This is a genomic window from Phyllobacterium brassicacearum (assembly GCF_003010955.1).
GTDB lineage: Bacteria > Pseudomonadota > Alphaproteobacteria > Rhizobiales > Rhizobiaceae > Phyllobacterium > Phyllobacterium brassicacearum.
This window is the reverse complement of record NZ_PGGO01000011.1, coordinates 1-23,689: the sequence shown is the minus strand read 5'-3', so window position 1 is coordinate 23,689 and position 23,689 is coordinate 1. Positions and strand designations below refer to the sequence as shown.

General features: G+C 57.2%; 19 protein-coding genes and 2 pseudogenes. 13 read left to right on the top strand and 8 right to left on the bottom strand.

All coding sequences use genetic code 11. From position 1 onward, the window contains the following. Nucleotides 1-230: 230 nt before the first annotated feature. The gene (locus CU102_RS15310; RefSeq protein WP_106711977.1) at nt 231-1,301 is read right to left on the bottom strand and encodes a porin; all 1,071 of its coding nucleotides are present in this window, start codon (nt 1,299-1,301) and stop codon (nt 231-233) included. Between the two features lie 404 nt (nt 1,302-1,705). Here CU102_RS15310 and CU102_RS15305 point away from each other — a divergent pair, with 404 nt between their 5' ends. The 3 genes and pseudogenes from CU102_RS15305 to CU102_RS15295 all read left to right on the top strand — a co-directional run bounded on the left by CU102_RS15305 (nt 1,706) and on the right by CU102_RS15295 (nt 4,458). Further along, nucleotides 1,706-2,035: a DMT family transporter gene (locus CU102_RS15305; RefSeq protein ID WP_106711976.1), complete on the top strand. Its 330-nt coding sequence runs from the start codon at nt 1,706-1,708 to the stop codon at nt 2,033-2,035. Nucleotides 2,036-2,140: 105 nt separating this feature from the next. After that, nucleotides 2,141-3,187, top strand: coding sequence for a porin (locus tag CU102_RS15300; protein WP_106711975.1), 1,047 nt, complete (start codon nt 2,141-2,143; stop codon nt 3,185-3,187). A gap of 385 nt (nt 3,188-3,572) precedes the next feature. Continuing rightward, nucleotides 3,573-4,458 (top strand): annotated as a pseudogene (locus tag CU102_RS15295) (tyrosine-type recombinase/integrase). 62 nt (nt 4,459-4,520) lie between these two features. Here CU102_RS15295 and CU102_RS15290 read toward each other — a convergent pair. Beyond that, nucleotides 4,521-5,147, bottom strand: a complete 627-nt coding sequence (locus tag CU102_RS15290; protein WP_133624555.1) for a DUF2380 domain-containing protein — start codon at nt 5,145-5,147, stop codon at nt 4,521-4,523. A gap of 204 nt (nt 5,148-5,351) precedes the next feature. Here CU102_RS15290 and CU102_RS30860 point away from each other — a divergent pair, with 204 nt between their 5' ends. Continuing rightward, nucleotides 5,352-5,474, top strand: a complete 123-nt coding sequence (locus CU102_RS30860) for a hypothetical protein (protein ID WP_280951905.1) — start codon at nt 5,352-5,354, stop codon at nt 5,472-5,474. A gap of 129 nt (nt 5,475-5,603) precedes the next feature. On the opposite strand, the gene CU102_RS15285 is transcribed toward CU102_RS30860, so the two are convergent. After that, on the bottom strand, nt 5,604-5,957 hold the full coding sequence (locus tag CU102_RS15285; RefSeq protein ID WP_106711973.1) for a hypothetical protein: 354 nt from the start codon (nt 5,955-5,957) through the stop codon (nt 5,604-5,606). 145 nt (nt 5,958-6,102) lie between these two features. On the opposite strand from CU102_RS15285, the gene CU102_RS15280 reads away from it, so the two are divergent. From CU102_RS15280 to CU102_RS15270, 3 genes are all read left to right on the top strand, one after another. Next, on the top strand, nt 6,103-6,393 hold the full coding sequence (locus CU102_RS15280) for a DUF1236 domain-containing protein (protein ID WP_106711972.1): 291 nt from the start codon (nt 6,103-6,105) through the stop codon (nt 6,391-6,393). A gap of 428 nt (nt 6,394-6,821) precedes the next feature. Then, nucleotides 6,822-7,919, top strand: coding sequence for a porin (locus CU102_RS15275; protein ID WP_106712128.1), 1,098 nt, complete (start codon nt 6,822-6,824; stop codon nt 7,917-7,919). 189 nt (nt 7,920-8,108) lie between these two features. Next, nucleotides 8,109-8,798, top strand: a complete 690-nt coding sequence (locus CU102_RS15270) for a MarC family protein (RefSeq protein WP_106711971.1) — start codon at nt 8,109-8,111, stop codon at nt 8,796-8,798. A 22-nt stretch (nt 8,799-8,820) separates the two neighbouring features. On the opposite strand, the gene aspT (CU102_RS15265) is transcribed toward CU102_RS15270, so the two are convergent. The 3 genes from aspT (CU102_RS15265) to aspT (CU102_RS15255) form a co-directional block, all read right to left on the bottom strand. Next, a complete protein-coding gene (aspT, locus tag CU102_RS15265; RefSeq protein ID WP_245425357.1) occupies nt 8,821-10,518 on the bottom strand; it encodes an aspartate-alanine antiporter in 1,698 nt (565 codons plus the stop codon). A 73-nt stretch (nt 10,519-10,591) separates the two neighbouring features. Next, the gene (locus tag CU102_RS15260; RefSeq protein ID WP_106712127.1) at nt 10,592-13,303 is read right to left on the bottom strand and encodes an aminotransferase class I/II-fold pyridoxal phosphate-dependent enzyme; all 2,712 of its coding nucleotides are present in this window, start codon (nt 13,301-13,303) and stop codon (nt 10,592-10,594) included. A gap of 127 nt (nt 13,304-13,430) precedes the next feature. After that, a complete protein-coding gene (aspT, locus tag CU102_RS15255) occupies nt 13,431-15,122 on the bottom strand; it encodes an aspartate-alanine antiporter (RefSeq protein ID WP_106711969.1) in 1,692 nt (563 codons plus the stop codon). 403 nt (nt 15,123-15,525) lie between these two features. Here aspT (CU102_RS15255) and CU102_RS15250 point away from each other — a divergent pair, with 403 nt between their 5' ends. From CU102_RS15250 to CU102_RS15235, 4 genes are all read left to right on the top strand, one after another. Then, the gene (locus tag CU102_RS15250) at nt 15,526-17,136 is read left to right on the top strand and encodes a bifunctional aspartate transaminase/aspartate 4-decarboxylase (RefSeq protein WP_106711968.1); all 1,611 of its coding nucleotides are present in this window, start codon (nt 15,526-15,528) and stop codon (nt 17,134-17,136) included. Nucleotides 17,137-17,205: 69 nt separating this feature from the next. Beyond that, nucleotides 17,206-18,297, top strand: coding sequence for an AI-2E family transporter YdiK (gene ydiK / locus CU102_RS15245; RefSeq protein ID WP_106711967.1), 1,092 nt, complete (start codon nt 17,206-17,208; stop codon nt 18,295-18,297). A gap of 230 nt (nt 18,298-18,527) precedes the next feature. Then, entirely contained in the window at nt 18,528-19,232 is a 705-nt protein-coding gene (locus tag CU102_RS15240; protein ID WP_170115304.1) for a DUF1194 domain-containing protein, read from the top strand. Between the two features lie 31 nt (nt 19,233-19,263). Continuing rightward, nucleotides 19,264-19,503: a hypothetical protein gene (locus CU102_RS15235; protein ID WP_106711965.1), complete on the top strand. Its 240-nt coding sequence runs from the start codon at nt 19,264-19,266 to the stop codon at nt 19,501-19,503. 14 nt (nt 19,504-19,517) lie between these two features. Here the strand turns inward: CU102_RS15235 and CU102_RS15230 are convergent, their stop codons facing one another. Continuing rightward, the gene (locus CU102_RS15230) at nt 19,518-20,165 is read right to left on the bottom strand and encodes a tetratricopeptide repeat protein (protein WP_280951906.1); all 648 of its coding nucleotides are present in this window, start codon (nt 20,163-20,165) and stop codon (nt 19,518-19,520) included. A gap of 766 nt (nt 20,166-20,931) precedes the next feature. Here CU102_RS15230 and CU102_RS29430 point away from each other — a divergent pair. Continuing rightward, entirely contained in the window at nt 20,932-22,704 is a 1,773-nt protein-coding gene (locus CU102_RS29430) for a calcium-binding protein (RefSeq protein ID WP_133624553.1), read from the top strand. Between the two features lie 520 nt (nt 22,705-23,224). Continuing rightward, entirely contained in the window at nt 23,225-23,542 is a 318-nt protein-coding gene (locus CU102_RS15215; protein WP_106711961.1) for a nuclear transport factor 2 family protein, read from the top strand. On the opposite strand, the pseudogene CU102_RS15210 reads toward CU102_RS15215, so the two are convergent. Further along, nucleotides 23,503-23,689, bottom strand: a pseudogene (locus CU102_RS15210) (IS630 family transposase); the annotation flags it as partial. The gene CU102_RS15215 and the pseudogene CU102_RS15210 overlap by 40 nt on opposite strands.

Below are 23,689 nucleotides of genomic sequence, written 5' to 3'. Positions count from 1 at the left end.
ACACTTTTCCTGGAATTGCTCCAGTCTTGCCCAATGTTTATTGCCATTTCAACACAGCGATGTGTCGCTTTGCGCTTTGTCTTGTCGCAATTCCCGACAGAAAACCGCTTCACACTTTTCCTGGAATTGCTTTAGGGATTCATTGCGGCAGAAGTGCCGTCCAAAAGGTAGGCAAAAGAAAACCCGGCAGCTCGCGCTGCCGGGTCTCAATCAACCAATCCAGTGAAGGATTAGAAGTTACGCTGGAAGCGGATGATACCCGCAACTGCATCGTCTTCAACGCCACGGTCGCCGTCGAAGGAGGTGTATGCAACTTCAGGAGTGATCGTGAAGCCAGGAACCAGCTCGTAAGCTACGTTCAAAGCAGCAGCGACTGTGCCTTCGTCTTCGTAAGCAACCTGACCGTTGATGGTAGCCTTCTCGGTAACCTTGAAGGAAGCGCCACCCCACAGAGCCCAATCACCGTACCAAGCGCCGTAGAACTGGTTAACTTCGTCGGCTGCGTCGAAGTCAGACTGATAACCACCCATGATGAAGGCAGAAATTGTGTCAGTGAACTTCACGTCCAAACGGATCTTACCAGCGAATTCTTCGGCAAGAGCGTCATAACCGGCAACACCGGAGATTGCGCCCCAACCCTGCTCCCACTTCAGACCAGCAACAACGTGCGGCATGTAGTCGTCGATGATGTGATCGGAATCACCCTGTTCCAGACCGACCGTAGCCGAGAAGCCATTGCCGCCAGCAAAAGTGTAGCTGATCTGGTTCGTACGTCCGCCACCGTAATCGATGACATCGTCGAAGATCACGTTACCAGCAGAACCGGTCCATGTGTCGAACTGCGAGTCCGTCACACCAACGCGGAAGCCGCCGAGTTCGATGTAGCCATGGGCCAGAGTTTCGGTCTGGTCAGCGTAGGACGGATTGAAGCCGTCTTCGTCTTCACCTTCACGACCAGCAGTGTAATCGAAACGGGTTTCGATGTACGAACGCAGCGTGCCGAGTTCGGTTTCCGAACGGGCATCGAAGCGGAGCGTTGCACGAGTGTGCTTGGTCCATGTTTCAGTGTCGATACCAGTGTAGGGATCATCGCCACCCTGCGCATCATAACGCAGATAGCCGCTGATCTTCAGGCAGGTCTCGGTCCCCGGAATGTAAAAGAAGCCTGCGCCGTAAGCGTCGCAAACGCGAACGTATTCGACGGGCTCTGGTTCAGCGACAACGACTGCGTCTGCAGCACGTGCGCCGGTTACTGCAACGAGGGCTGCAGCGGAGCCGAGAAGAAGGCTCTTAATGTTCATTTTCTGACCTCCAGTCAAAGTTAAAAATGGGTCTGGGCATTCCAATTTGGCTGAAGGACAACCTGTCCCCATCCCCTAAGTCCAAGAAGAAATGCGATGAACGCCCTTCCTCCTGACCGACCATACTCGCCAGCGTCCGCGTTTCAACCATGAATGTCGGGTCAGGCGACTTGTGGCGGCTCTATGGCGGAGCGCTGTTGCACAAATGACACGAAATCGCTTCGGGGCCTGCAATATCTTTACCACTCATTAATATAGGTAACCCGGTTTTTAATAAAATTCTTCATCGCCATGGCGGTATTGGAACTGCAATTACCCACGGAATCGGCCATGACACTACTGTTCACGGCCGATGCGTGAATCGAATCAATGATTTGCCGACTGATTCTGAATGGTGATTTGACATGACATATCTTTACCTCGTTATCGCCATAGTCTGCGAAGTGGTCGCGACATCGGCCCTCAAACAGGCTGACGGCTTCACGAAGCTCTGGCCGTCACTGATCTGTGTGCTTGGCTATGGCGCCGCCTTCTATCTTCTGTCGATTCCCATCAAGACCATCCCCGTCGGCATCGTCTATGCGATCTGGTCGGGCGCCGGCATCGTGCTGATCGCCGCTGTCGGCTGGTTCTGGTACAGGCAAACGCTTGATTTTGCTGCAATCGTCGGCCTGACGATGATCGTCACCGGGGTTCTCGTCGTCAATCTGTTTTCAACCAGCATCAGCCACTAACCGGGCACCCGCGAGCCGCCAACCCGGCCGTATCCAGGCGCGCCCCTGAACCCCAGGGCGGCGTTTTCATACCGGCCTCCAGCGAATCTTGACTGGAGGTCAGAAATGAACATTAAGAGCCTTCTACTCGGCTCTGCTGCAGCTCTCGTTGCAGTAACCGGCGCACGTGCTGCTGATGCAGTCGTCGTCGCCGAACCAGAACCCGTCGAATACGTCAAAGTTTGCGACGCATACGGCGCAGGGTTTTATTACATTCCGGGAACTGATACCTGCCTGAAAATCAGCGGCTACGTGCGTGCTGATGTTAAGGGTGGTGATCTGTGGGAATTTCATCCGATAACTGCCGTCGATGAAGATGGCGAGCCAACAGATTTCGGCGATACCTACGATTTCCACACGCGCGCAACACTGCGTTTCGATGCACGCTCGGAAACCGAACTCGGCACACTCAAATCCTATATCGAGGCACGGCTCGATTATCAAAACTCGGTGCAAAGCCAGACACTGGCCCATGGCTACATCGAACTCGGCGGCTTCCGCGTTGGTGTGACCGATTCACGTTTTGACGCATGGACGGGCGGCGGTCCAGTAATCGAGGATGGTATCGTGCCTTACGCCGGGGGACGTACCAACCAGATCAGCTATACATTTGCGGCTGGAAACGGTTTCTCGGCGATCATCTCCCTCGAACAAGGTGATTCTTCCCATCTGATTGTCGACTATGCTCCGCATGTTGTTGCTGGTGCCAAATTCGAACAAGAGTGGGGCTCAATCTCGGCGGTTGGCGGCTATGACTCGGTCGTTGAGGAATTTGCCGGCAAGCTGCGCGCTGACGTGAAGTTTAACGACACCATCTCAGCGTTCATCATGGCCGGTTACCAGTCTGACCCCGATAAGCCCAACTATTACGGCGCTTGGCTCGGTGACTGGGCTGTTTGGGGTGGAGGATCCGCCAAGGTTGCCGAAAATGCGACCGTCAACGGACAGGTTTCTTATTCCGACGCGGGTGCCCTTGCTGCCTCACTTAACGTTGATTACGAGATCGTTCCTGGTTTTGTCATCACGCCAGAAATCGATTACCTCAAAGTTGATGCAGACGATGGTGACGATGACGCATTCGGCGGTATCGTCCGCTTCCAGCGCAACTTCTGATCCCTTGATCATCTGACAATACCAACGCCGGGTTTTTCTCCGGCGTTGGCTTTTCCCGAATTCATTTGAACCACAACCAATTTTCAGCGTTCGCATGAGCGGCCGCACAGACATTTAAGCGGAGAAAGGGTTCTTAACCGGTCGCGGACCGAGGAGACGGTGAAATGTTTGGACAACAGCCCTTGCGGTTGAAGCTAGGTGGAGCCGGTGATGGCTTTATCGAACGGAATGCTGTTAGCCTAAAGTGCTATGGTGTCCCGGATTGCGCTTTTCCGAAAGACGGGTACAACTTGTCGCATATTTTTCCGATGCATATTTTATCAATCAGAGCGCAACCATCATGACGTTTTCACCAGCAAGCATTGCTCCTCCTCAGCCAGAATCGATGTTTTCGGTCGGATTCAAATATGATCTCCGTTATGCATCGTCCGATCAGGCAACCAGACGACTGGTCAAGGAACATTCTCTTAAAGACCTGACTGCGCAATATATCGGTATCCTCTGGGATGAAGGCTCGCACAAGACCAATGTCCGGTCTTTCCTTGGAGAAATCAGCGAAATATTGATCGGCGAGCGGTTCAGCGTCTTCACGCAGGAAATGCTTGATTCTGTGATCGGCACGCTACGCGAACGCGGCAATAGCAATGAACCATCAATAGAAAGATGGCTGCTTTGAGCAAGCTGCTGCGGAAGGCGTGCAAGATGGGCGATATCTACAATTTGCCGGAATTCCGCCGCCAAAAGGAGCGGCAAGGGCGCATCCGCTTCCTGGAAGCCGAGGAAGAACAGCGGTTATTCTCGGCGATCCGTGCGCGGTGCGAAGACAGCTACAGGTTGAGCGTGTTTCTGGTCGACACGGGCTGCCGGCTTGGCGAGGCGATCGGTCTCTCGTGGAATGACCTGCAGGATGCGCTTCAACGTTCTGGCTGACGAAGTCCGGCCGCAGCCGCACGGTTCCCCTCACCGCCCGGGCCAGGGAAGTCATCCAGATTCCGCACGGCCGGTTGAAAGGTCCGTTCGCCATGCATAACCAGGTGCGCTTCCGCGCCATCTGGAACGATGCCAAGGCGGAAGTCGGTCTGGCGACAGACGACCAGGTTGTCCCGCATATTCTGCGTCACACCTGCGCTTCGCGGCTGGTGCGCGGCGGCATCGATATCAGACGCGTGCAGATGTGGCTCGGCCATCAGACGCTGCAGATGACGATGCGCTACGCGCACCTGGCGACAAACGATCTCGATTCCTGCGTGGCTGTGCTGGAGCGCGGCTGACGCGAGCGACGGGCCGCCGGCTGCGATCTGATCCGGAGCCATGGCCGGGGCCATGAGCCCTGTCACTGGGCCGGAACACCGAATGCACAGCGTTTCAGGATCTGGCTGGCCGAAAACCGCGCGGCGCGACGCCAGGACTCATCGGTGTCGTCTCGATAGCTGACCAGTTCGCCACAAATAGCGCGCTGATCGTCGACGCCGAGCACCGAATATTCAATCCAGCCGATCAAGGTGCTGGTCTTCTTGACGATGCCGATAATGAGGAAACGCGCGCCGGCCTGTTTGGCCTGCTCCGACAGTTTCTCGAAGCCCGGGTCTGTCGCCGTGCATTGGGCCGATTGACACGGCAGGTCGACAATTTCGAGCTTGCCGCTGCCGGACAACTGCTGGCGCAGATAATCTGAAAGTGCGGTCAATCTCCGGTCGTGCGTGTCTTTCTGGTTCTTGATTTCGCCGGATGTGTCGAGGAAATCGAAGTTTGCTACAGCAACAACCATACTTGGGTCCGGCCACACGGGCGATGCAACCAGAACGGCGCCCAACAGAATTGCCACAGAGGGCACCAACATTTTCACGATCGAGAACCTCCCCATACACCCTAAATTTGCGGCGCCGCGAAATGTTCCCCAACGGGCGCGGCCGGCGCAGCAGAAGCCAAGCCAGCTACAAACAAAATTGATCTGGAACAATGTTGCGCGACACCCGGGCCTGACGCATTCTGACGAGGCTGGAGTATATCCAGCAGAGGCTTGGCTCTCTCCGTCGTAGTGACATGCAATGGTTAAAGTCGAGCCTCACCGCCGGGATGCGAGGGGGCACGCAGACACATCGTGACTTGACATCCAACTGTCATATGTCCCTGATAGCGACGGCTCAAACTTGAAAGGCCGTCCATGTATGAAGATGAAGACGAAGAAACCTACATGCATTATACGACACCAATGTGGTGTCACCTGCTCATCTTCGGCTCCGCCGTCTCCCTCGCCGTATTGATCTGCCAGCTCTGCTCCAGCTAAGCGTTTTATCCTGATAATTCAGGAGCTTACGATCAGATCCCTGAGCTTTGCCCGGCCATCCCGTTCCGGCTAATAGCCGATGTCTTCATCAAGGCTGCGCCTGTGCTACGGGGCCCAACGACGGCGCGGTTACTCTGATTGGTGCGGCGGATTGGCTTCGGTGGCAATCTCGACAGGCGGGATGTTCAGCGACACGGAGTCGCCGACCTGGTTCGCGTTGTGCAGCTGCACTACCATCCATTCAGTAATTTGATTGACGACTGCAACGCCGTTGCTCGCTATGGCATCCGCCCTCAAAGGCTGGCACTGAGTGTCGGCAGTAAAGATGGCGTAGGACAGTGTTTTTCCTGAAACGCCGTTGGTGTTGATCACAGCCGACGACGCATTCGCCCAGCACTTCCGGTACTTGTCCAGATTCTGGCTGGCCTGCGCCGTGCAAACCAGCAAACCAGAGGCGATAAAGGTGGCGATACAAAGTTTCATCGCGTCCTCATAGGTGCGAAATCAGCTTCACCTGTTCAAGCTATACCCACAAAAGTATTTCAAATCTGTTTCACCCAGGGGCGCGGAACCAAATTGCACATCGTCTGTTTCCCACAAGAAGGGAAGTCTCCAGGGAGAAAAACCGATGAAACGAATACTTCTTATTACCACTGCAATGATGTTTACCACATTGGGTCCGCTATTTGCACAAGACGCGGTTATCGTCGAAGTGCCGCAACCGGCCCGCGACTATGTGATTGCCCATCCGTCTGACCCGATCGTGATCGAAGGGGATGTGGCTGTAGGGTCCGTGATCCCGCAAGACATCGAGCTTGTTCCTATACCTGACACCCCAGACTACGCCTATGTCTATGTGGACAAGCAACCGATCATTGTTTCGACAAGAGACCGGAAGGTCGTGTATTTAACCAAGTGACCTGCGAATGACAGGCGTCGCGGTCGCGTTGAAGCTCGATATGCCGCTCTCTGGCTGTTTCATCCCTATCGCGACGTAACGGGGTTCGTCCCATTAGCCAATGTTCCTTCTCACCTCGAAGCCCCCATCTGGAACAAAACAGCGCCGTGCACGTTGATCAGCGCCGACATTTCTTTGTCAGCAGAGGCGCGATCGATTGGATGAGTAGGCAATCGATCGCGCCTCGATCCAATCAATCCGAATATTATTGCCGGGTGGGCTTCACAGGCTTGTCACCTGTTCTTGCTTAGGTTGTGTCCAGTGGAATGCCGCGTGGGTGTGGCCATGGCGCGACAGTATTGACGCCCCTGCCATGTTATGTGTTGCCTAGGTTGTTTGAGGAGCTGCCGCGACTCACTGGTTCAGCAATTTATTCGATGGGGGATGCCATGGATTCTCGAACTCTTCTTCTCGCCTCGACTGCAGCCATCCTCGCGACGTCCGCAGCCCGCGCTGCAGATGCCGTCGTTGTGGCTGAACCCGAACCCGTGGAATATGTCCGCGTCTGCGATGCCTTTGGCGCCGGCTTCTTCTACATCCCCGGTACGGAAACCTGCCTCAAGGTGAGCGGGTATCTGCGTTTTGACGTGGCCGGCGGGGATGACGTCTTCACCGGTGGCCCGGTCGGCGCCGACGAAAACGAGACCTGGTATGCCCGTTCGCGCGCCGAACTTCGTTTCGATGCCCGCTCCGAGACCGAATTGGGCACCCTGCGCTCCTTTGCAGATACCCGTGTTCAGAATACCAACAGCGATAATGTAGCGTCGCTGCATCAAGGGTACATCGAGCTCGGCGGTTTCCAGGTCGGTCTCAACGATATGCTCTTCGGCTCCTGGTTGGGCTATGCCGGAAGCAGCATCATCCAGGACGACGTGATCCAGTACGGGTCCGACAGTATGAACACCAACCAGATCAGCTATACGTTCAAGGGCGGCAACGGATTTTCGGCCATCATCGGCGCCGAACAGGGCGAAATATTCAACGGCTATGACTACATCATTGACGATTACATGCCGCACGTCCTCGCCGGCGCGAAACTGCAGCAACAATGGGGTCAGATCGGTGCAGTTATCGGCTACGATTCCGTGCAGGAGAATGTAGGCATCAAGGCGCGCCTGGATGTGAGCCTGACCGACTCGATATCGGCTTGGGTGATGGGCGGGTATCAGTCAGACTATGACTCCGATTCCTTTGTCACCAACGAAAACCGCAACTGGTATGGCCCATGGGAAGGCGACTGGGCGGCCTGGGGCGGCTTTGCCTTCAAGGTCACCGAAAAGGCGACGATTAACGGCCAGGCTGCCTACGAAGAACAGGGAACCTTCGCCCTCGCCCTCAACGTGAATTATGAAATTGTCCCGGGTCTCATCATCAGGCCGGAAATCGACTACACCAATTTCGGCGGCGCGCGGGAGGACCAGGCTGTGAGCGAGTTCGGGGATGATGACGCACTCGGCGGTATTGTCCGGGTTCAGCGCAACTTTTAACCGTGGGTACCACGCCTTTCGTGCAGCGGTAGCAACGTATTTGGTCTATTCTGCAAGAGCAGAGCTGAAGCGTTACGTTGCGCACTGTTCGAAAGGCAATGAAATGACCGACGCGGCCAGCTGGTCGGTTGCCATGAGGATTTCCGAGAGCCTCGGCACCGCCCGCCCGATCAAGATGGATCCGCCCGAATGAACGCGGCCATCAACACATTCGTCCTGGTGCTTGCATCGATCTTCCCGGTGGTCAATCCGCCCGGCTCTGCACTCGTTTTTCTTGGATTTACAAGTGGGGCCACACCCGAGCTCCGCGCGCTCATCGCGCGGCGTGTCGCCCTGAATTCGTTCATCCTCCTGGTGTGCTCGTTCCTGCTCGGCGCCCTCATCTTGCAATTTTACGGAATTTCGATCCCGATCCTTCGCGTCGGCGGCGGATTCATTGTCGCGGTATCGGGGTGGAAGCTTCTCAATGAAGGAAGCCACAAGGAACTGGAGACGCCGGCAGACGGAGCTCCTGGCACCAGGTTGCTTGATCAGGCCTTCTACCCTCTGACTCTCCCGCTCACCACGGGGCCAGGCTCAATGGCAGTAGTCATCAGCATCGGACTTTCGGAAGCAACAATTTCGACCCCGGCTGACAGGCTCATATTCGTCATAGCCAGCGTCGTCGCCATTGCTGTTCTGGCACTGACCATCCTGCTTTGCTTTACTTATGCGGATCGCATTCAACGCATTCTCGGGCCGGGCGGCACTGACATTGCCGTGCGGCTGTCCGCGTTTATTCTGTTCTGCCTCGGCTTGCAGATCCTCTGGTCGGGCGGAAACGAGCTGTTGAGATCCGTTATCGCCGCAGGTCCTGCGCCGTTGCTGCACACCCAGTAATCGCTAGCAAGGCAGGTCGGATTCAGCCGGCTATAATGCCCACGATTACCGTTCCCCAGGTCGTGAGCAAGATATGGCCGATGGGGACTGCCGGGGTGTAGCCGAGGACGGCCACGGGACTCCCCGACCGTTCCTGTACGGCGGCCATGCCGGCGGTCATTGTCTGTGCCCCAGCGAGGCCACCGAGAAGCAGTATCGGGTTCATGCCAAGCAGGTAGCGTCCTACGTAGAGCCCTACGATCAAGGGCATCATGGTAACGACCATACCGCCGAACAGCAGGCCGACCCCCGCCTCCGCGATGGCTGTGAAGAAGATGGGCCCGGCATGGAGGCCGGTCATCGCAACGAAGGCGGCAAGGCCGAGTGCCGTCATCAGCGAGACGGCTCCGTCCGGTATGCGGCCGAAAAGCGGAAAGCGCGTGCGCAGGTGCCCCACGACCAGCCCCGCCAGCAAGGTTCCCACGCTGGTGCTCAAAGAGATCCGCATGTCCCCGACTGGAATGGTGACAAACACGCCGACGAGCCCGCCGAGGAAGATTGCAAGGCCGAGAACGAAGAAGTCGGTCGCGGTCGTCGGTGCGATAATGACGCCTACCTTCTTTGCGGCGCGCGAGACGACAGCTTCCGGCCCAACCAGCCGGAGGATGTCGCCACGTTGCACCGAGATCCCGGGGGCAAGCGGCAGCTCCTGGCTCCCGCGGGTGATGGCTCGCAGATAGAGGCTGCGTGTCCAGTCCTCCTTGGCCGCGTCACCGATACTCCGGCCGTCGATCTCTTTGTTTGTTACCAGCACGTCCGCGACTGAAACCGGTATATCGAGGAGCTCGCGATCTTCTACCTCCGCGGCGCGCTGACCGAGTATCTCCACCAGGGTCTCTCGCCTGCCAGACACTGCGACGACGTCTCCTGGGCTCAATACGAGATCCGGGGTTGCCTCGATAATTCGCTCCCCGCGTCGCACGCGCTGAATGAACAGCCGGTGCTCCGGAAGTTTTGCCTCAGCTGCCGCTATGGACAGACCCGCGACCGGCGACCCCTCCGCGATCCGGTAGGAACGCAGCTCGAACCTGTGCCAGGCGGAGGTGACTCCGGCCGCCGTCCGCTTGATACCGAGCTCCTCTTCGAGCTTGAGCGCCTCGGCAGCGAGGTCGATGCCTAGCAATTTCGGTCCCACCACGCTGCAGAACATAATGACGCCAACGGCGCCGAAGACGTAGCAGACAGCATCGGCCACCGCGACATGTGCCACTAACCGTGCACGTTCATCCTCCATGAGCGGAAGCGCGTTGATGGCTTCTGTCGCCGTGCCCATCGCCGGACTCTCCGTGAGCGCGCCTGAAACAAGTCCCGCAGCAAAGCCCGGATCAAGCCCGAGCGCTCTCGCGATGACGATGGCAGTGAGCAGGCCGGTCACACAGACGACCACGGCAAGCAGCACGGGCTTCAACCCGTCTCGTTTGAGCGCCTGCAGGAACTGCGGCCCGACCGAATAGCCAATTCCGAACAGAAACAGAAGGAAGAGAAACGATTTTGCCATGCCGGCAATTGGAACATGCGCGAACTGACCGATCAGGATACCGGCGAAGAGGGAGCCGGTAACAGGTCCAAGGCTGAAGCCCTTGACCTTCACGCCACCGATCATATAGCCGATGCTGATCGAAAGAAACACGGCGAGCTCCGGATATTTGACCAGAAACTGCTCCAACCAAACCATAGCCATACCCCTCCCCGCGATGACCCTCGCGCGCTTGAACACGATCAGTCAGTATCAAGGCGCGCCGTGGCGCACGCGTTTAACGCTTCGCTCTTGCGGCGATCGCATCAGGTAGCAGCAGCTTAAGGCCCTTGGCTTTCTCGTAGCCGTGGATTTCCTTCACATCGAGCTTTCGCATAAAATCGATCGTCTCCTGGGTCAGCACCTGACCCGGCACCATGATCGGGAATCCCGGCGGATAGGGTATGACGAAGTTGGCGGAGACCATTTCCGGTCCCTCGCTCAGCCTGCGGTCGCACTCTGCCCCAAAAAGCGGAACATATTCGCAAATCGTGGGATCGTAGGCGCCAAAAAATGCGGTGCGGATATCGCCCTCCGGCGTCGTTTTGCCGGCGTCGCCGCGAAACACATCATGGAAGCGGCTGAAATTGGGCAGATCCGGAACGTCGGTCATCAGCGACTTCACCCGCGCCTCGAATGCGGACCGCTCTGCCTCTCCCCCGTCGGCCAGACGCTTCTCGATGGCGTGGCAGATCTCTACCAGAACCCGGACGAGATGGGCGACATCGCTGCGTGTATTATTGATGTTCGATTGCAGCAGCACACTGTTGCGCGATGTCTTGTTGAGCTGGATGCCGTACCCGCTCGCCAGAAGGCCCTTGAATTGCGTTCCGTCAAAACCGGCGGTGCCGCAGACCAGCGTCATGCGCGTTGGATCGAGATAGAACTCGTCCTCCCGCATCGCCTTGACGGCCGTTGCCCAGGTAGAGCCCGGCGCCAGGTAGTCCGTGAAGCCCGATTGGCGATAGGATGCAGGCATCATTGCGTCGGCACCGAGCACGCGAAAGTATTTCGAGATCAGCGGGTGCTCGTTTATTGCCCGCCGGATCTTGAGCGCAATCTCGATTGCGTTCATGACCAGACCATAGCCCTCGAGCTCCATCTGCCGGCGCGCGACATCGAGACTTGCGATCAACTGCTGGTTCGGACTGGTCGAGGCGTGGGTGAACACAGCCTCGTGGAACTGAGCTTCGACCGTGGGGAAATCCACATCCTTGACGAGCAACATGGACCCTTGCCGGATCGCCGACATCGATTTGTGCGTGGAGTTGGTCTGATAGACACGCAGCCGTACCTGGCGCGGGTCCGGGATCAGCCGGGTTGCGAGCAGTGTGTCATCGGATGGTTTCTTGCCCAATGCCTCCTGCTGTTTCTCATACGCCGTGACAGACGCCGGATCGCGCAGCCATTCCTCGATTTCCGCCGCAGCGCCCATAGCCGTGCGCGGACGCAGGAAGGGCGAGAAGCGGGCAAAGCCAGACCACGCCTCGTCCCAGAGGAAGATGAGGTCCGGTTTGATGGCGAGGCATTCCTCCATTACCCGCCTGACGTTGTACATATGACCGTCGAAAGTGCAGTTCGTCAGGTCGAGGAGCTTCACGCGATTGAGCCGCCCCTCCGCCCGCAGCGCCAGCAGAGCGCGCTTTATCGTGTCGAGCGGCACCGCCCCATACATCGAATATTCCGTCATCGGGAAGGCTTCGACATAGTAAGGCTGCGCTCCGGTCAGCACCATGCCGTAATGGTGCGATTTGTGGCAGTTGCGATCCACAACCGCGATGTCGCCGGGAGCCAGCAGGGCTTGCACCGCCATCTTGTTTGACGTGGAGGTGCCGTTTGTTACGAAGAAGACGTGGTCGGCGCCAAAGGCGCGAGCGGCCATCTCCTGCGAGCGCTTTATGTTGCCTGTGGGCTCCAGGAGACTGTCGAGGCCACCTGTGGTCGCGCTGCTTTCCGCAAGGAAAAGGTTGATGCCGTAGAATTCGCCCATGTCGCGTATCCAGTCAGAATGGAACACCGACTTGCCGCGAGCGATGGGCAATGCGTGGAAAGTGCCGATCGGCCGGCGGGCGTAGTTCTTCAGATTGTCAAAGAAGGGCGTTTCGTAGCGTGCCTGTACCCCCTCCAGGATGGCAAGGTGCAACTCAAGCGGCTCCTCAACCGCATAGAAGATGCGCCGCACAGCGTCCGCTGCCGAGTCGCCGGCAAGCTTTTCCACCTCGCGGTCAGAGAGCAGATATATGTCGAGTTCCGGCCGGATCTTCTTCAGTGTGCGTGCAAGCCGGAGCGCAGATTTGTCGGGCGTTTCCGACTCCGCAAAAGGATCGAGTACGGAGCGCAGCACCGGCACGTCATGACGTGAGCGGTAGGGGAAGCCCTCAGCGAGTACGACCGAAACGATGTCGGGGTTCACGATTGCCGCGCACAGGGCATCCTCGAAAGAGCCAATGAAGATCGGCTCATAGATGAAAGTATCCTCCGGCCGGCGCAGCCGTCGAATTTCGCCTGCAAGCGCAGGCCAACGGGCCGCCGGCTGGCTGTTGACGAAGAGCACTTCGAAATAGGGCCGGCGAGCCCCCGTTTCGGCCGTTGAGATCGGCATGATGTCCGCCACCTCGCCGGGCGACATCTCATCATGGATATCCCATTCCGCCGGGCGGCCGCGATAGGCTCGGGTCAAGAGCCCATTGGAGATGCGCCGTGCGAGTTTCGCCGCGCCTCCAGCGTCGTTGGTAGCAATGCGTTCGTTCAGCGCGCCGAGCAGCCGTGCGCCCGGGTAGGCGTGATATTCCTCGCTTGTCGACAAGGCCGCGAGCGCGCTCTCCAACGCCGCCCGCTCGCCTTGCTTGGCGGCCCAGGCATCGGCCAGCGTCGTGATCTCGCGCCAGTTGTCAGCCCGCGCAGAATGAATGAGTAGAAATTGATCGTTGCGTTTGGTTTCGCGGGGCACGGTATCCTCCCTTCGCGTCTCTGTTCGAGTGAATCCATCTGTCGTCGTCATGCCGACTGCGTCGCATCCAATACTCTCGGTCGATGTTAAATCCCCAACGAGTTTCGTTGGGGAGCTGGACTCGCACTTACCCCATCAGCATGACGAGGACCATACCCCAAACGGTCAGGAGGGTATTGCCCACGGCATAGGTGACGGTATAGCCAAGTCCCGGGATTTGGCTTTTCGCCCGGTCATTGATCATGCCAAGCGAGGCAGTCGTTGTGCGGGCGCCCGAGCAGCACCCCAAGAGGATAGCCGGGTGAAAGCGGAAAACGTATTTTCCGACATACATCGCCAGTATCAGCGGGACGGTCGTGGCGAAAATGCCCCAAAGGAACAGGCTGAAGCCCAATTGCTGCAGGCCGGCAATAAAGCCCGGCCCAGACGAAATGCCCACCACAGCGATGAAGATGTTCAAGCCGACCGAATTCATGAACCACACGGTGGACGACGGAATCCGTCCAAATGTCGGATGGACCGACCGCAACCAGCCGAAGACGAGCCCGGAAATGAGTGCGCCTCCCGACGTGGAAAGCGTCAACGGTATGTCGCCGACCTTGTAGACGAAAGCGCCAACCAATGCGCCGATCGCGATGGCAGCGCCGATGAAGGCAACGTCGGCGATATCGCTCGGGCGGTCGGCAACGCCAAGCGCCTTCGCCGCGGCGGAGGTGTCCTGGGTGCGGCCGACCAAGGTCAATATATCGCCACGGTGAATTTTGGTGTTGGGCAGGATCGGGATTTCGGTCGCTGTGGCTCCACGAACGATCCTGCGCAGGAACACACCGCGGGAAGACGGCAACTGGGCGAGTTCGGCCAGCGTTTTGCCATCGGCGTGCTTGCTGGTTACCAGCACGTCCACACCTTCAACGGGCACCGCCAGAAGCTCGCGATCGTCGACCTCTTCGGCGGCAGCGCCGACCAGACTGACCAGTACTTCGCGGCGTCCGGCGACGGCCACGATATCACCCGCCTGAATCACGGTGTCTTCGGTCGCGTCGAGGACTTTTCCGCCCCGCCTGATACGCTCCACAAAGACCCGCTGCTCGGGGATCAACCCTTCGGCCTGCCTCGCCGTGAGTCCGACAACCCTCCCGTCTTCCTTGACGCGAAACGCCCGCAGTTCGTAGTTGTGCCAGGCTGTTCCCGCGCCGCCGATTTCCTTCTTGCCCCCATGCTCTTCCTCGTAGCGCTTGCATTCCGCCTCGAGGTCGATGCCCAGCAATGCCGGTCCCAGCAACGCCAGCACGATCGCCGATCCAACCGTGCCGAAAATGTAAGTAACGGCATAGGCAACCGGCATGGCGTCGAGCAGCCGCTTGGTTTCCTCCGGTGCCAGCCCAAGACGATTGATTGCGTCGGTAGCCAAACCCATCGAGGCCGAAATCGTCTGCGAACCTGCGTAAAGCCCTGCCGCTGACCCGATATCATAGCCGGCTACCTTGGCAGCTATGAAAGGTGCGCCAAGACAGAACACGCAGACAACCGCCGCGAACAATGCTTGCGGCACGCCGTCCTTGGCAATGCCGCGGACGAATTGCGGCCCCACCCCATAACCGACGGCGAACAGGAACATGAGGAAGACGGTTGCCTTGAGCGGCGGGGAAATGGTGATGCCTAGCTGGCCAATGATAACGGCGGCGATAAGGGTCGCCGTCACAGCACCAAGACCGAGCCCTTTATAGGTAAAGGAACCGAAGTAATAGCCCAGGGCCAAAGATAGAAAGATAGCGATTTCCGGATAGCTGCGGAGTGTGTTTGCGAACCAGTCGAACATATTGTCCCCCCATCAGCAGAACGGCACGCTGCTGCTCAGCAAGCAGCATACGTCGTTCACCCCGAATACCCAACTGTATTGACAAGATTACATGGTTGTGTGCACGATTCCAAGTGCAAGTATCAGTAAACTATTATAAATATGACGTCTAGACACGACCGAAGATAGTTACTTTCTGACGCCGTGGGATTCTGTGCATACATTTGGGACGGATTGACTATGTCTTTCCGCCTTTTGATTATTTATGTTCTTAAAAAGGGATGGAAGTATCAACACATCCCGCACGCGACAACGTTGCAGCTGCTGTGTGCGAGCAGTGGATTTGGCCACTGGTCCCACGCTGGATGGAGAGAGGTGCGTACGGTCTTAGCTTGGTGCGAATGTTAATTGTGGGAGAAATATCATGACGACGATCGACTACCGCGACTATGAGAAAATGAGCCCATTCGAGATCAAGGACGCCTTGATCAAGCTGGCTAAGCGCAGTTCTCAGAAGTCGACTCAGGTCCTGCTCAATGCAGGGCGTGGCAATCCAAACTGGATCGCAACCAAGCCACGCGAAGGCTTCTTCCTGTTCGGCCAGTTCGCGCTGTCCGAAGCCCGTCGTGCGCTGGATAATCCTACGGCCGGTGTCGCCGGGATGCCGCAACAGAAGGACATCGCGGAGCGCTTTAAGGTCTGGCTCGAGAAACATGCGGAAATGGAGGGCGCGGAGTTCCTGTCGAAGATGGTCGACCACGCGGTCAAGGCATTCGGTTTTGACGCGGACGCGTTCGTCTTTGAGCTGACGGATTCAATTATCGGCGACAACTATCCCGTGCCCGACCGCATGCTGGTCCACGCAGAACAGATCGCGCACCGCTACCTGATGTGGGCGATGTGCGGCGACAAGGTTCCGCCCGGCAAGTTCGACCTTTATGCGGTGGAAGGCGGCACTGCCGCCATGTGCTACATTTTCAAATCGCTGATTGCCAATCGCATCCTCAAGAAGGGCGACACGATCGCGCTCGGTACGCCGATATTTACGCCTTACATCGAGATCGCCGAACTGGAGGATTATGCCTTCAAGGCCGTGCATATCAAGGCGAAGCAAGAGAATCGATTCCAATATTCCGACGAGGAGATCAAGAAGCTTGAGGATCCGAAGATCAAGGCCTTCTTCGTGGTCAACCCGGGCAATCCGACATCGATGGCAATCGATGCCCCGACGCTGAAGAAAATCGTGGACCTTGTGAAGAAAAAGCGGCCGGACTTGCTGCTGCTTACTGACGATGTCTATGGCACCTTCGTGCCTGGCTTCCGCTCGCTAATGGCCGAACTGCCGGAAAACACCATCGGCGTCTATTCCTATTCGAAATATTTCGGGTGCACGGGCTGGCGACTGGGCGTCATCGCCATTCATGAGAAGAACATTCTCGACAGCACGATTGCCAAGCTGCCCGCCAAGGACCTCGAAGCGCTCGACAAGCGCTATATCTCGATCACGCTTGAGCCGCGCAAGCTCAAGATGATCGACCGCATCGTCGCCGACAGCCGCGACGTCGCGCTCAACCACACGGCTGGTTTGTCGCTACCGCAGCAAGTGATGATGACCATGTTCTCGATGAGCGAGTTAATGGACACGGAAAAACTCTACCAGAAGGCCTGCATGGACATTTGCCACAGCCGCGTGGACAGCTTGCTCGAAGGGTTGCCGCTCGATGTCCAGCCAAACCCGAACTTCGCGTACTACTACGGCACGATCGATTTCGAGTTCTGGCTGCGCAGATATGTCGGCGAAGATATGGTGAAGTGGCTGAAGAAGAACGTCCATCCGCTCGATCTCGTCTTCAAGCTCGCCGAGGACCATGCGATCGTGCTCCTCAATGGCGGTGGATTCGACGCTCCGAACTGGAGTGTTCGCGTCTCCTTCGCCAACCTGACCGACGATGTTTACGATGATATTGGCAGAGCAGTGCGTGCAGTCGGCCGCAGTTATGTCGATGCATTCAACGCGTCCAAGAAGGGGAAATAGCTTTCTGCAACGTCACGCTTGAGAGGCGTTGCCACAGTGCAAGATGCATCTGAATTGAAGACGAGGAACATGGCCCAACCGCGTCAGGACATAACTCGGGTGACGCTCGCCGTCCTGTTCATTGGCGGCCTCCTTGTCAGCTCGATCTGGATCATGTTGCCGTTCCTTGCGGCGATCATCTGGGCCTTGACCCTGGTGATCGCCACGTGGCCGCTGATGCTCTGGGTGCAGCGCCACACCGGCAACAGACGCGGCATCGCCGTCCTGGTCATGACGATCACGCTGCTGCTGGTCCTCATTGTGCCGTTCTGGCTGGCGATCGGCATGATCATAGACAACATGGACAATATCACCGACTTCCTCCGCACTGGCCTGACGTTCAGATTGCCGCAGCCGCCGTCCTGGCTGGGAGACGTGCCTCTGATCGGTCCGCGCATGCACGAGATCTGGGTAAGGCTGGCGTCGATCGGGATGAACGAGCTGGCGCCCAGGCTGAGACCCTATGCCGGGGCGTTGGCGCAATGGTTCGCGACAGCAGCTGGCAGTCTCGGCGGCATCTTTATCCAGTTCCTGCTGACGACCGCCATAGCGGCGATCATGTATTCACGCGGCGAACAAGGCGCTGCGATGGCCATCCGGTTTGGCCGGAGACTCAGCGGCGATCGCGGCGAGATGGCCGTTCGCCTGGCGGGCAAGGCAATTCGCGGCGTTGCTCTCGGTGTCGTCGTCACCGCAGTCGCGCAGACCGCGTTGAGCGGTGTTGGGCTCCTTGTCGTGGGCATACCGTTTGCAGGGTTTCTGACTGCAGTGATCTTTGTGCTTTGCTTGATGCAGATCGGTCCAGGCCTCGTTCTGGTGCCGACGGTCATCTGGATGTACTACATTGGCGACACGCTGTGGGCGACAGTCTTGCTGCTGTTCACAATCGTCGCCGGAACGATGGATGGTTTTCTGCGGCCGATCCTGATCCGCAAGGGCGCCGACCTGCCCTTGCTGCTCATCTTTGCCGGCGTCATTGGCGGCCTTATCTCTTTCGGCATCCTCGGTATTTTCGTCGGACCTACGCTGCTCGCGGTCGCATACACCCTATTGGACGCCTGGATGGAGGAAAGCGACAAGGATGAGCAGACGGAGCCGCAAGCGGGACTACCTCACCATTAACAGCTCCGGATAGATTGAATGGGGAGACGTTTGGTTTGCGGCCATCGCTCTCCATCGTTCTTCCATCGCTGCTGTTGAGACGATGGATTAGGCCAATGAGATGAGGTCGGCATAGACACCCGTGTCTAACCCGATCGGGTGAAAAGCTGATCCCCACGACGTGATACCGTCTTTGTTTGGATTATTTCAAACGAAGTTCGGGGGGTAAGATGCGCAAGACATTGCTTAGCATGGCTTCAGCCTCATTTTTGTTTGCGGCCATGCCACAATCGAGCGCTTGTGTCGACATCGCGCTCGTTCTCGCCGTCGACGGATCTGGCAGCGTCAATGAGGTAGAATACGCATTTCAAAAATTTGCGATTGCCAGCGCCTTCCGGGATCGGGATGTTCTCGCAGCCCTCACAAGCGCCGGTGTGGTCGCCATTTCGGCCGTCTTTTGGGGCGATGGCGAGTTCGCTGTGCAAAAGCTCGACTGGTTCATCATCAACGGCGGAGAAGGAGGCGAGCCCTTCGCGCGCGAAATCGAGGGCAATCAGCGCATGGTTTTCGGCAATACGGACATTGGCAGCGGGATCTGGTCCGCGCTTGATTTGCTTTCCGACCCCAGATTATGCGCGACCAAATCTGTCGTGAACGTCTCAGGCGACGGCGAGGAGACGATAGCACCAAAACGGCGGAAAGTGGCATCCTTGTATCAGGCACGCCTGCGTGCTGAGACAATGGGGGTGACCGTCAACGCACTTGTTATAGCCGATGATAAGGGCGACCTCGCCAGCTATTACTCGAACAGAGTAATCGTCGGAGCCAGCGCATTCGTGATGGATATACGAAACTATGCCGACTATTCCACCGCAATCAAAATGAAGCTGATCAGGGAGCTCTCGCCGCGAATTGTGGCAACCCTGTCATCAGGCAAGAGCCGCCCAACGGAATGACTTTTCAGTTCAAGTGGCAGGATCGTCATCCATGACCCCTGCCCGCCTCATAGTAGTTGTTGCATTCAAGCGAACGGCCAATGGGCTGCTTGTGCCGGCATATGATCCGATGCAGTTCGATACCGAAGACGACGCTATCCGCATGGCCCGTACACTGGCTAGAAGGTGCGCGGGCGTGTTGGCTTGGAGCCGTGAGACCAATCCTGACAATGGGACTTATGGGCCGCCGACAATCCTGTTTCAGTCTGGCGACGTGCCGGACATGGAGTGAGAGTTCTTGGCTGGTCAAAGCCTGGAGGTGACACCCTGATCGTTCATTTGATCGAGTAACTCCTGGGCTCTCATATCGCCCTGTTCTGCTGCCTTTCGATACCATTCTGCGGCTTGGGCATGGCTTTTCTCCACACCTCGTCCCAAGATGTATAGGGAGCCAAGATTATGTTGGGCGTAGGCGTTACCCTGAAGCGCCGCTTTCCGGTACCACTCCACCGCCAGCTTATCGTCTTGTGGCACGCCTCTTCCATCAAGATACATCCCGCCAAGAGAATTTTGGGCAATTGCGAGGCCCTGATCGGCGGCTTTGCGAAACCATTCGGCCGCCAGCCGTTCATCCTGAGGAACGCCCTCGCCTTTCAGGTACATGGCGCCAAGGTCATTCTGAGCCTCGGGCATATCTTGCTCCGCGGCCTTGCGATACCACCAGGCCGCCATAACGTCGTATTGCACCACGCCGCTGCCCGTCTTGTACATGTAGCCGAGATGGTATTGAGCAAGAGCAAACCCCGTCTTCGCAGCTTTTCGGTACCAGCCGACAGCAATTTTGTCGTCCCGCAAAACGCCTCTCCCAGCAGCGTACATCCTACCCAAACTAACCTGCGCAAACGGGTGCCCTTGCTCGGCGGCACTTCGAAAAAAATCCGATCGCCCTGGAATCGTCCGGCGTATATATAACCAAGGCCATATTGGGCGCCGGGTACTCCCTCACCTGCAAGCGGCGTCAGTATTTCGATTGCATCCGCGTAATTTTTTGCGTCGAGGGCAGCTTGCGCTTTGTCCAGTGGCCCCGGCATCACGATCCAGGCTATCACCAGCCCTACCAGGAATATGGCGGCCCCGATGGCAACATGGACCGGTTCCTTTCGCTTTCTGGTGACAACCGGCGTCTCAGAATTATGCACCTCGTACTCAGTATGTGTGTCGCTCAATTGTCCCCTCCAGATCCCCAAGCCAATGCACCGCGCCCCTGGCGAAGGGGCGTCCGGAATGAGAAAGCGCTTCGAATGTACAGCGTTCCGGGTACTAAGTATTTTACCAGTACATCGTGCAATAAAAACTGCACATAACACAGCATTACCGAGAAATACCGGTGCATCGACGCTTCAACTGGAGGCTTATGACTGCAGCTCACCGTACTCTCGGCCCAGATATTTCAATATTAATTTACTATGAAATTTGAAATATATTGGAATAACAATAACTGCCAGAAACAAATTTTTACTGCATCTGGCAATCAATAACCTTTCATTGTCATGGCAAGTCCGAACAATATCACCAGAAGTATCGCAGCAATCGAGGTTATGTATCGCAAGTTTTGCCCGCTTCGATATTGTCAATATACCGGGCTGTACCATCATTCTTGTTTCTTCATGTCAATACTATTGACCGAGTTCATGAGGCCAGATCCGAGGAGGAATGGAAGATGACTGTTTCACATGACAGACAAGGAGCTATGTCGCTCAGTATCAGTACAGGCTTGAGCAATCCGGAGATCGCTCCAACCGTGTTGATCGAAGGTACCGAGAACGACGATGTCCTCAACGGAACCGGTCAGGACGACTCGATTCTTGGCCTCGGAGGGAACGACAGGCTGAACGGCCAAGGCGGCGATGATGCCTTGATAGGCGGCAGCGGGGCGGATGTGCTCGATGGCGAAGCAGGCGACGATTGGCTGGATGCAGGTTCAGGTGACGAGTGGGATAGAGATACTCTCTATGGACGCGAGGGGGACGATACACTCTCGGGCGGTTACGGCAAGGACCGGCTATATGGAGGTGCGGGAGACGATGTCCTCGTCGGCGGTCATACGGAACCCGTTCCCGGCGATATTGGGGGAAACAGCGACGGGGACGTGCTTTCTGGCGGCGCAGGCAATGACACTCTCATCGGCAGCGGCCGCAGTGACTCGCTGTACGGAGGCGCAGGAGATGACACGGTGTTGGGAGGGGATGGAGGAGACCGGTTCTTTGGTGATTGGGGCGCCGACCTGTTGGATGGCGGGGATTCCACAGACACTATCGATTATCGCGGCTCCACCGCCGGGGTCATGGTGAACCTGGCGACCGGAACCGGCCGAGGCGGCTTTGCTGATGGCGACGTGATCCGAAATATCGAAGAAGTCCGCGGCACGGCATTCTCCGATGCAATATACGGTCATGGCGAGGACAATGACCTGTATGGTTATGCCGGCAATGATTTCCTGAGCGGCGGAGCCGGTGCGGACGAACTGCTTGGTGGCGAAGGCAACGACGGTTTGAACGGCGGCTCCGGGGACGACACCCTCACGGGCGGAAGCGGTATGGACCAGATCGACGGCGGCGAAGGAACGGACACAATCGACTTCCTCTCGTTCGGTGTTATGAATCAGAGCGTTGTCGTCGACATGGCGGCGGGGACCGCCTCTGGCGGCGAGGCCGGAACCGGCGAGACGTTTCGCAACATTGAGAACATAGATGCGACGCCCTATGACGACGTCCTGCGCGGCGACGGCGATGACAATGTGTTCGACACGGGTGGCGGCTCCGATCAGGTCGACGGCGGCGGAGGAACCGATACGGCAGTGATCAGAAGCGGCGGCAGTGTGTTCGACACAGGCCTGACTGTCGATCTCGCGACCGGCACGGTCGCTGGCGGCTATTCCGACGGCAGCACATTAACCAACATTGAAAATGTCTCCGCTGGCTTCAACCGTGACATCCTGCGCGGGGATGCCAATGACAATGTGCTTTACGGTAATGACGGCGCCGACACCATTTCGGGCGGCGCCGGGAACGATACGATCATCGGCGGAATAGGCGCCTATTTCACCAACAACTTCGCTCCTGCCGCCTCGATTCCGGGAATTCCTCCGAACGACACCCTTAGCGGGGGCCTCGGGGCCGATGTCTTTGTCTTCAGGGCAACCCAGGACAGCGATATTCCTCGCGCCGATGTCATCACGGATTTCAGCACATCGGAGGGCGACAGGATCGACCTGAGTACGTTCCATGCCGATTATCCGGGACAAGGCGATCCGATCGACCTCACCTTCATTGGTTATGGCGATTTCTCGGGCGAGATTGGAGAACTGCGTCTTGTGCAGAACGGAACCGCAACGGAGATTCAGATCGACGTGAATGGAGACGAGGCCGCGGATTTCCTCGTCAAACTGGCCGGGGTTACGGACGTGCTCGATGGCGACATATTTGATCTTTGAGGCGATGGTTGTTGCCCGGATTTACGGGCAACAACCACTATGCTCGAACGATAGTTGCGGATAATCGCAGAACGCCGATTGACAATTTGCAATTCCAATTATCGGCGTTGTTAAATTTCTCGACTCTGCGTGCAATTTGCATAGAATGGGCAGCCGTCGGAGGAGCCAAGGCAGATGTCTTGGAGGACCAATGAGTTCGCATTATGTGGAGGGCGCCATGCCACAACGACTCAACTTCAAATCAGATTGCCCGACATGCGGGGTGACATACCTCTATATTCCAACCGGGGTGACCAATTCCACCGTCATCCATTGCAGTTCCTGCGATACTCCACTTGGAATGTGGTCGCAGCTTGACACGTCCTTTGTTGCACAAGGTGGGGAAAGCATACCCAGGGTGGACGACGAGCAGATCATGCGAGAGGCATAGCTCCTTCCCATAATAAACATGAGCGAATGGAATCCTATGGGGCCACTATGGTTCTGTAGCCAAGCGGCGCTGACTGAATGGAGAGCGGCGATGGACATTCGATCGACACTGAACGAGATCTGTGACGCCTTCAATGCGCACGATCTCGATCGCATCATGACGTTCTTTGCTGATGATTGCGTCCTGGAAATGCCGCGGGGGAACAGGCCCTGGGGTTCTCGTTTCGAGGGAAAAAGCAACGTCCGCGACGCGCTGGCAACGCGCTTTGAAGGACTGCCTGATGTTCACTACGGCAACGGGCAGCATTTTGTCGATGCGGCTGCTGAGACCGGCATCTCGAAATGGACCCTGACAGGCACTAGAGCGTTTCATGTTTTCACCGAAGCGTATCCTGCGTTGGTAAAGTAGTTGGCGCATTCGTCTGGTTTGATGGTGTTGGCGAGGTAGCCGAGATGGCGCCAGGTGTCGTCGACGGTTCGCTTTTGAGCCTGGCGCATCCAGTGCTTGATCTTGGCAAAGACCTGTTCGATCGGATTGAGGTCGGGGGAATATTTC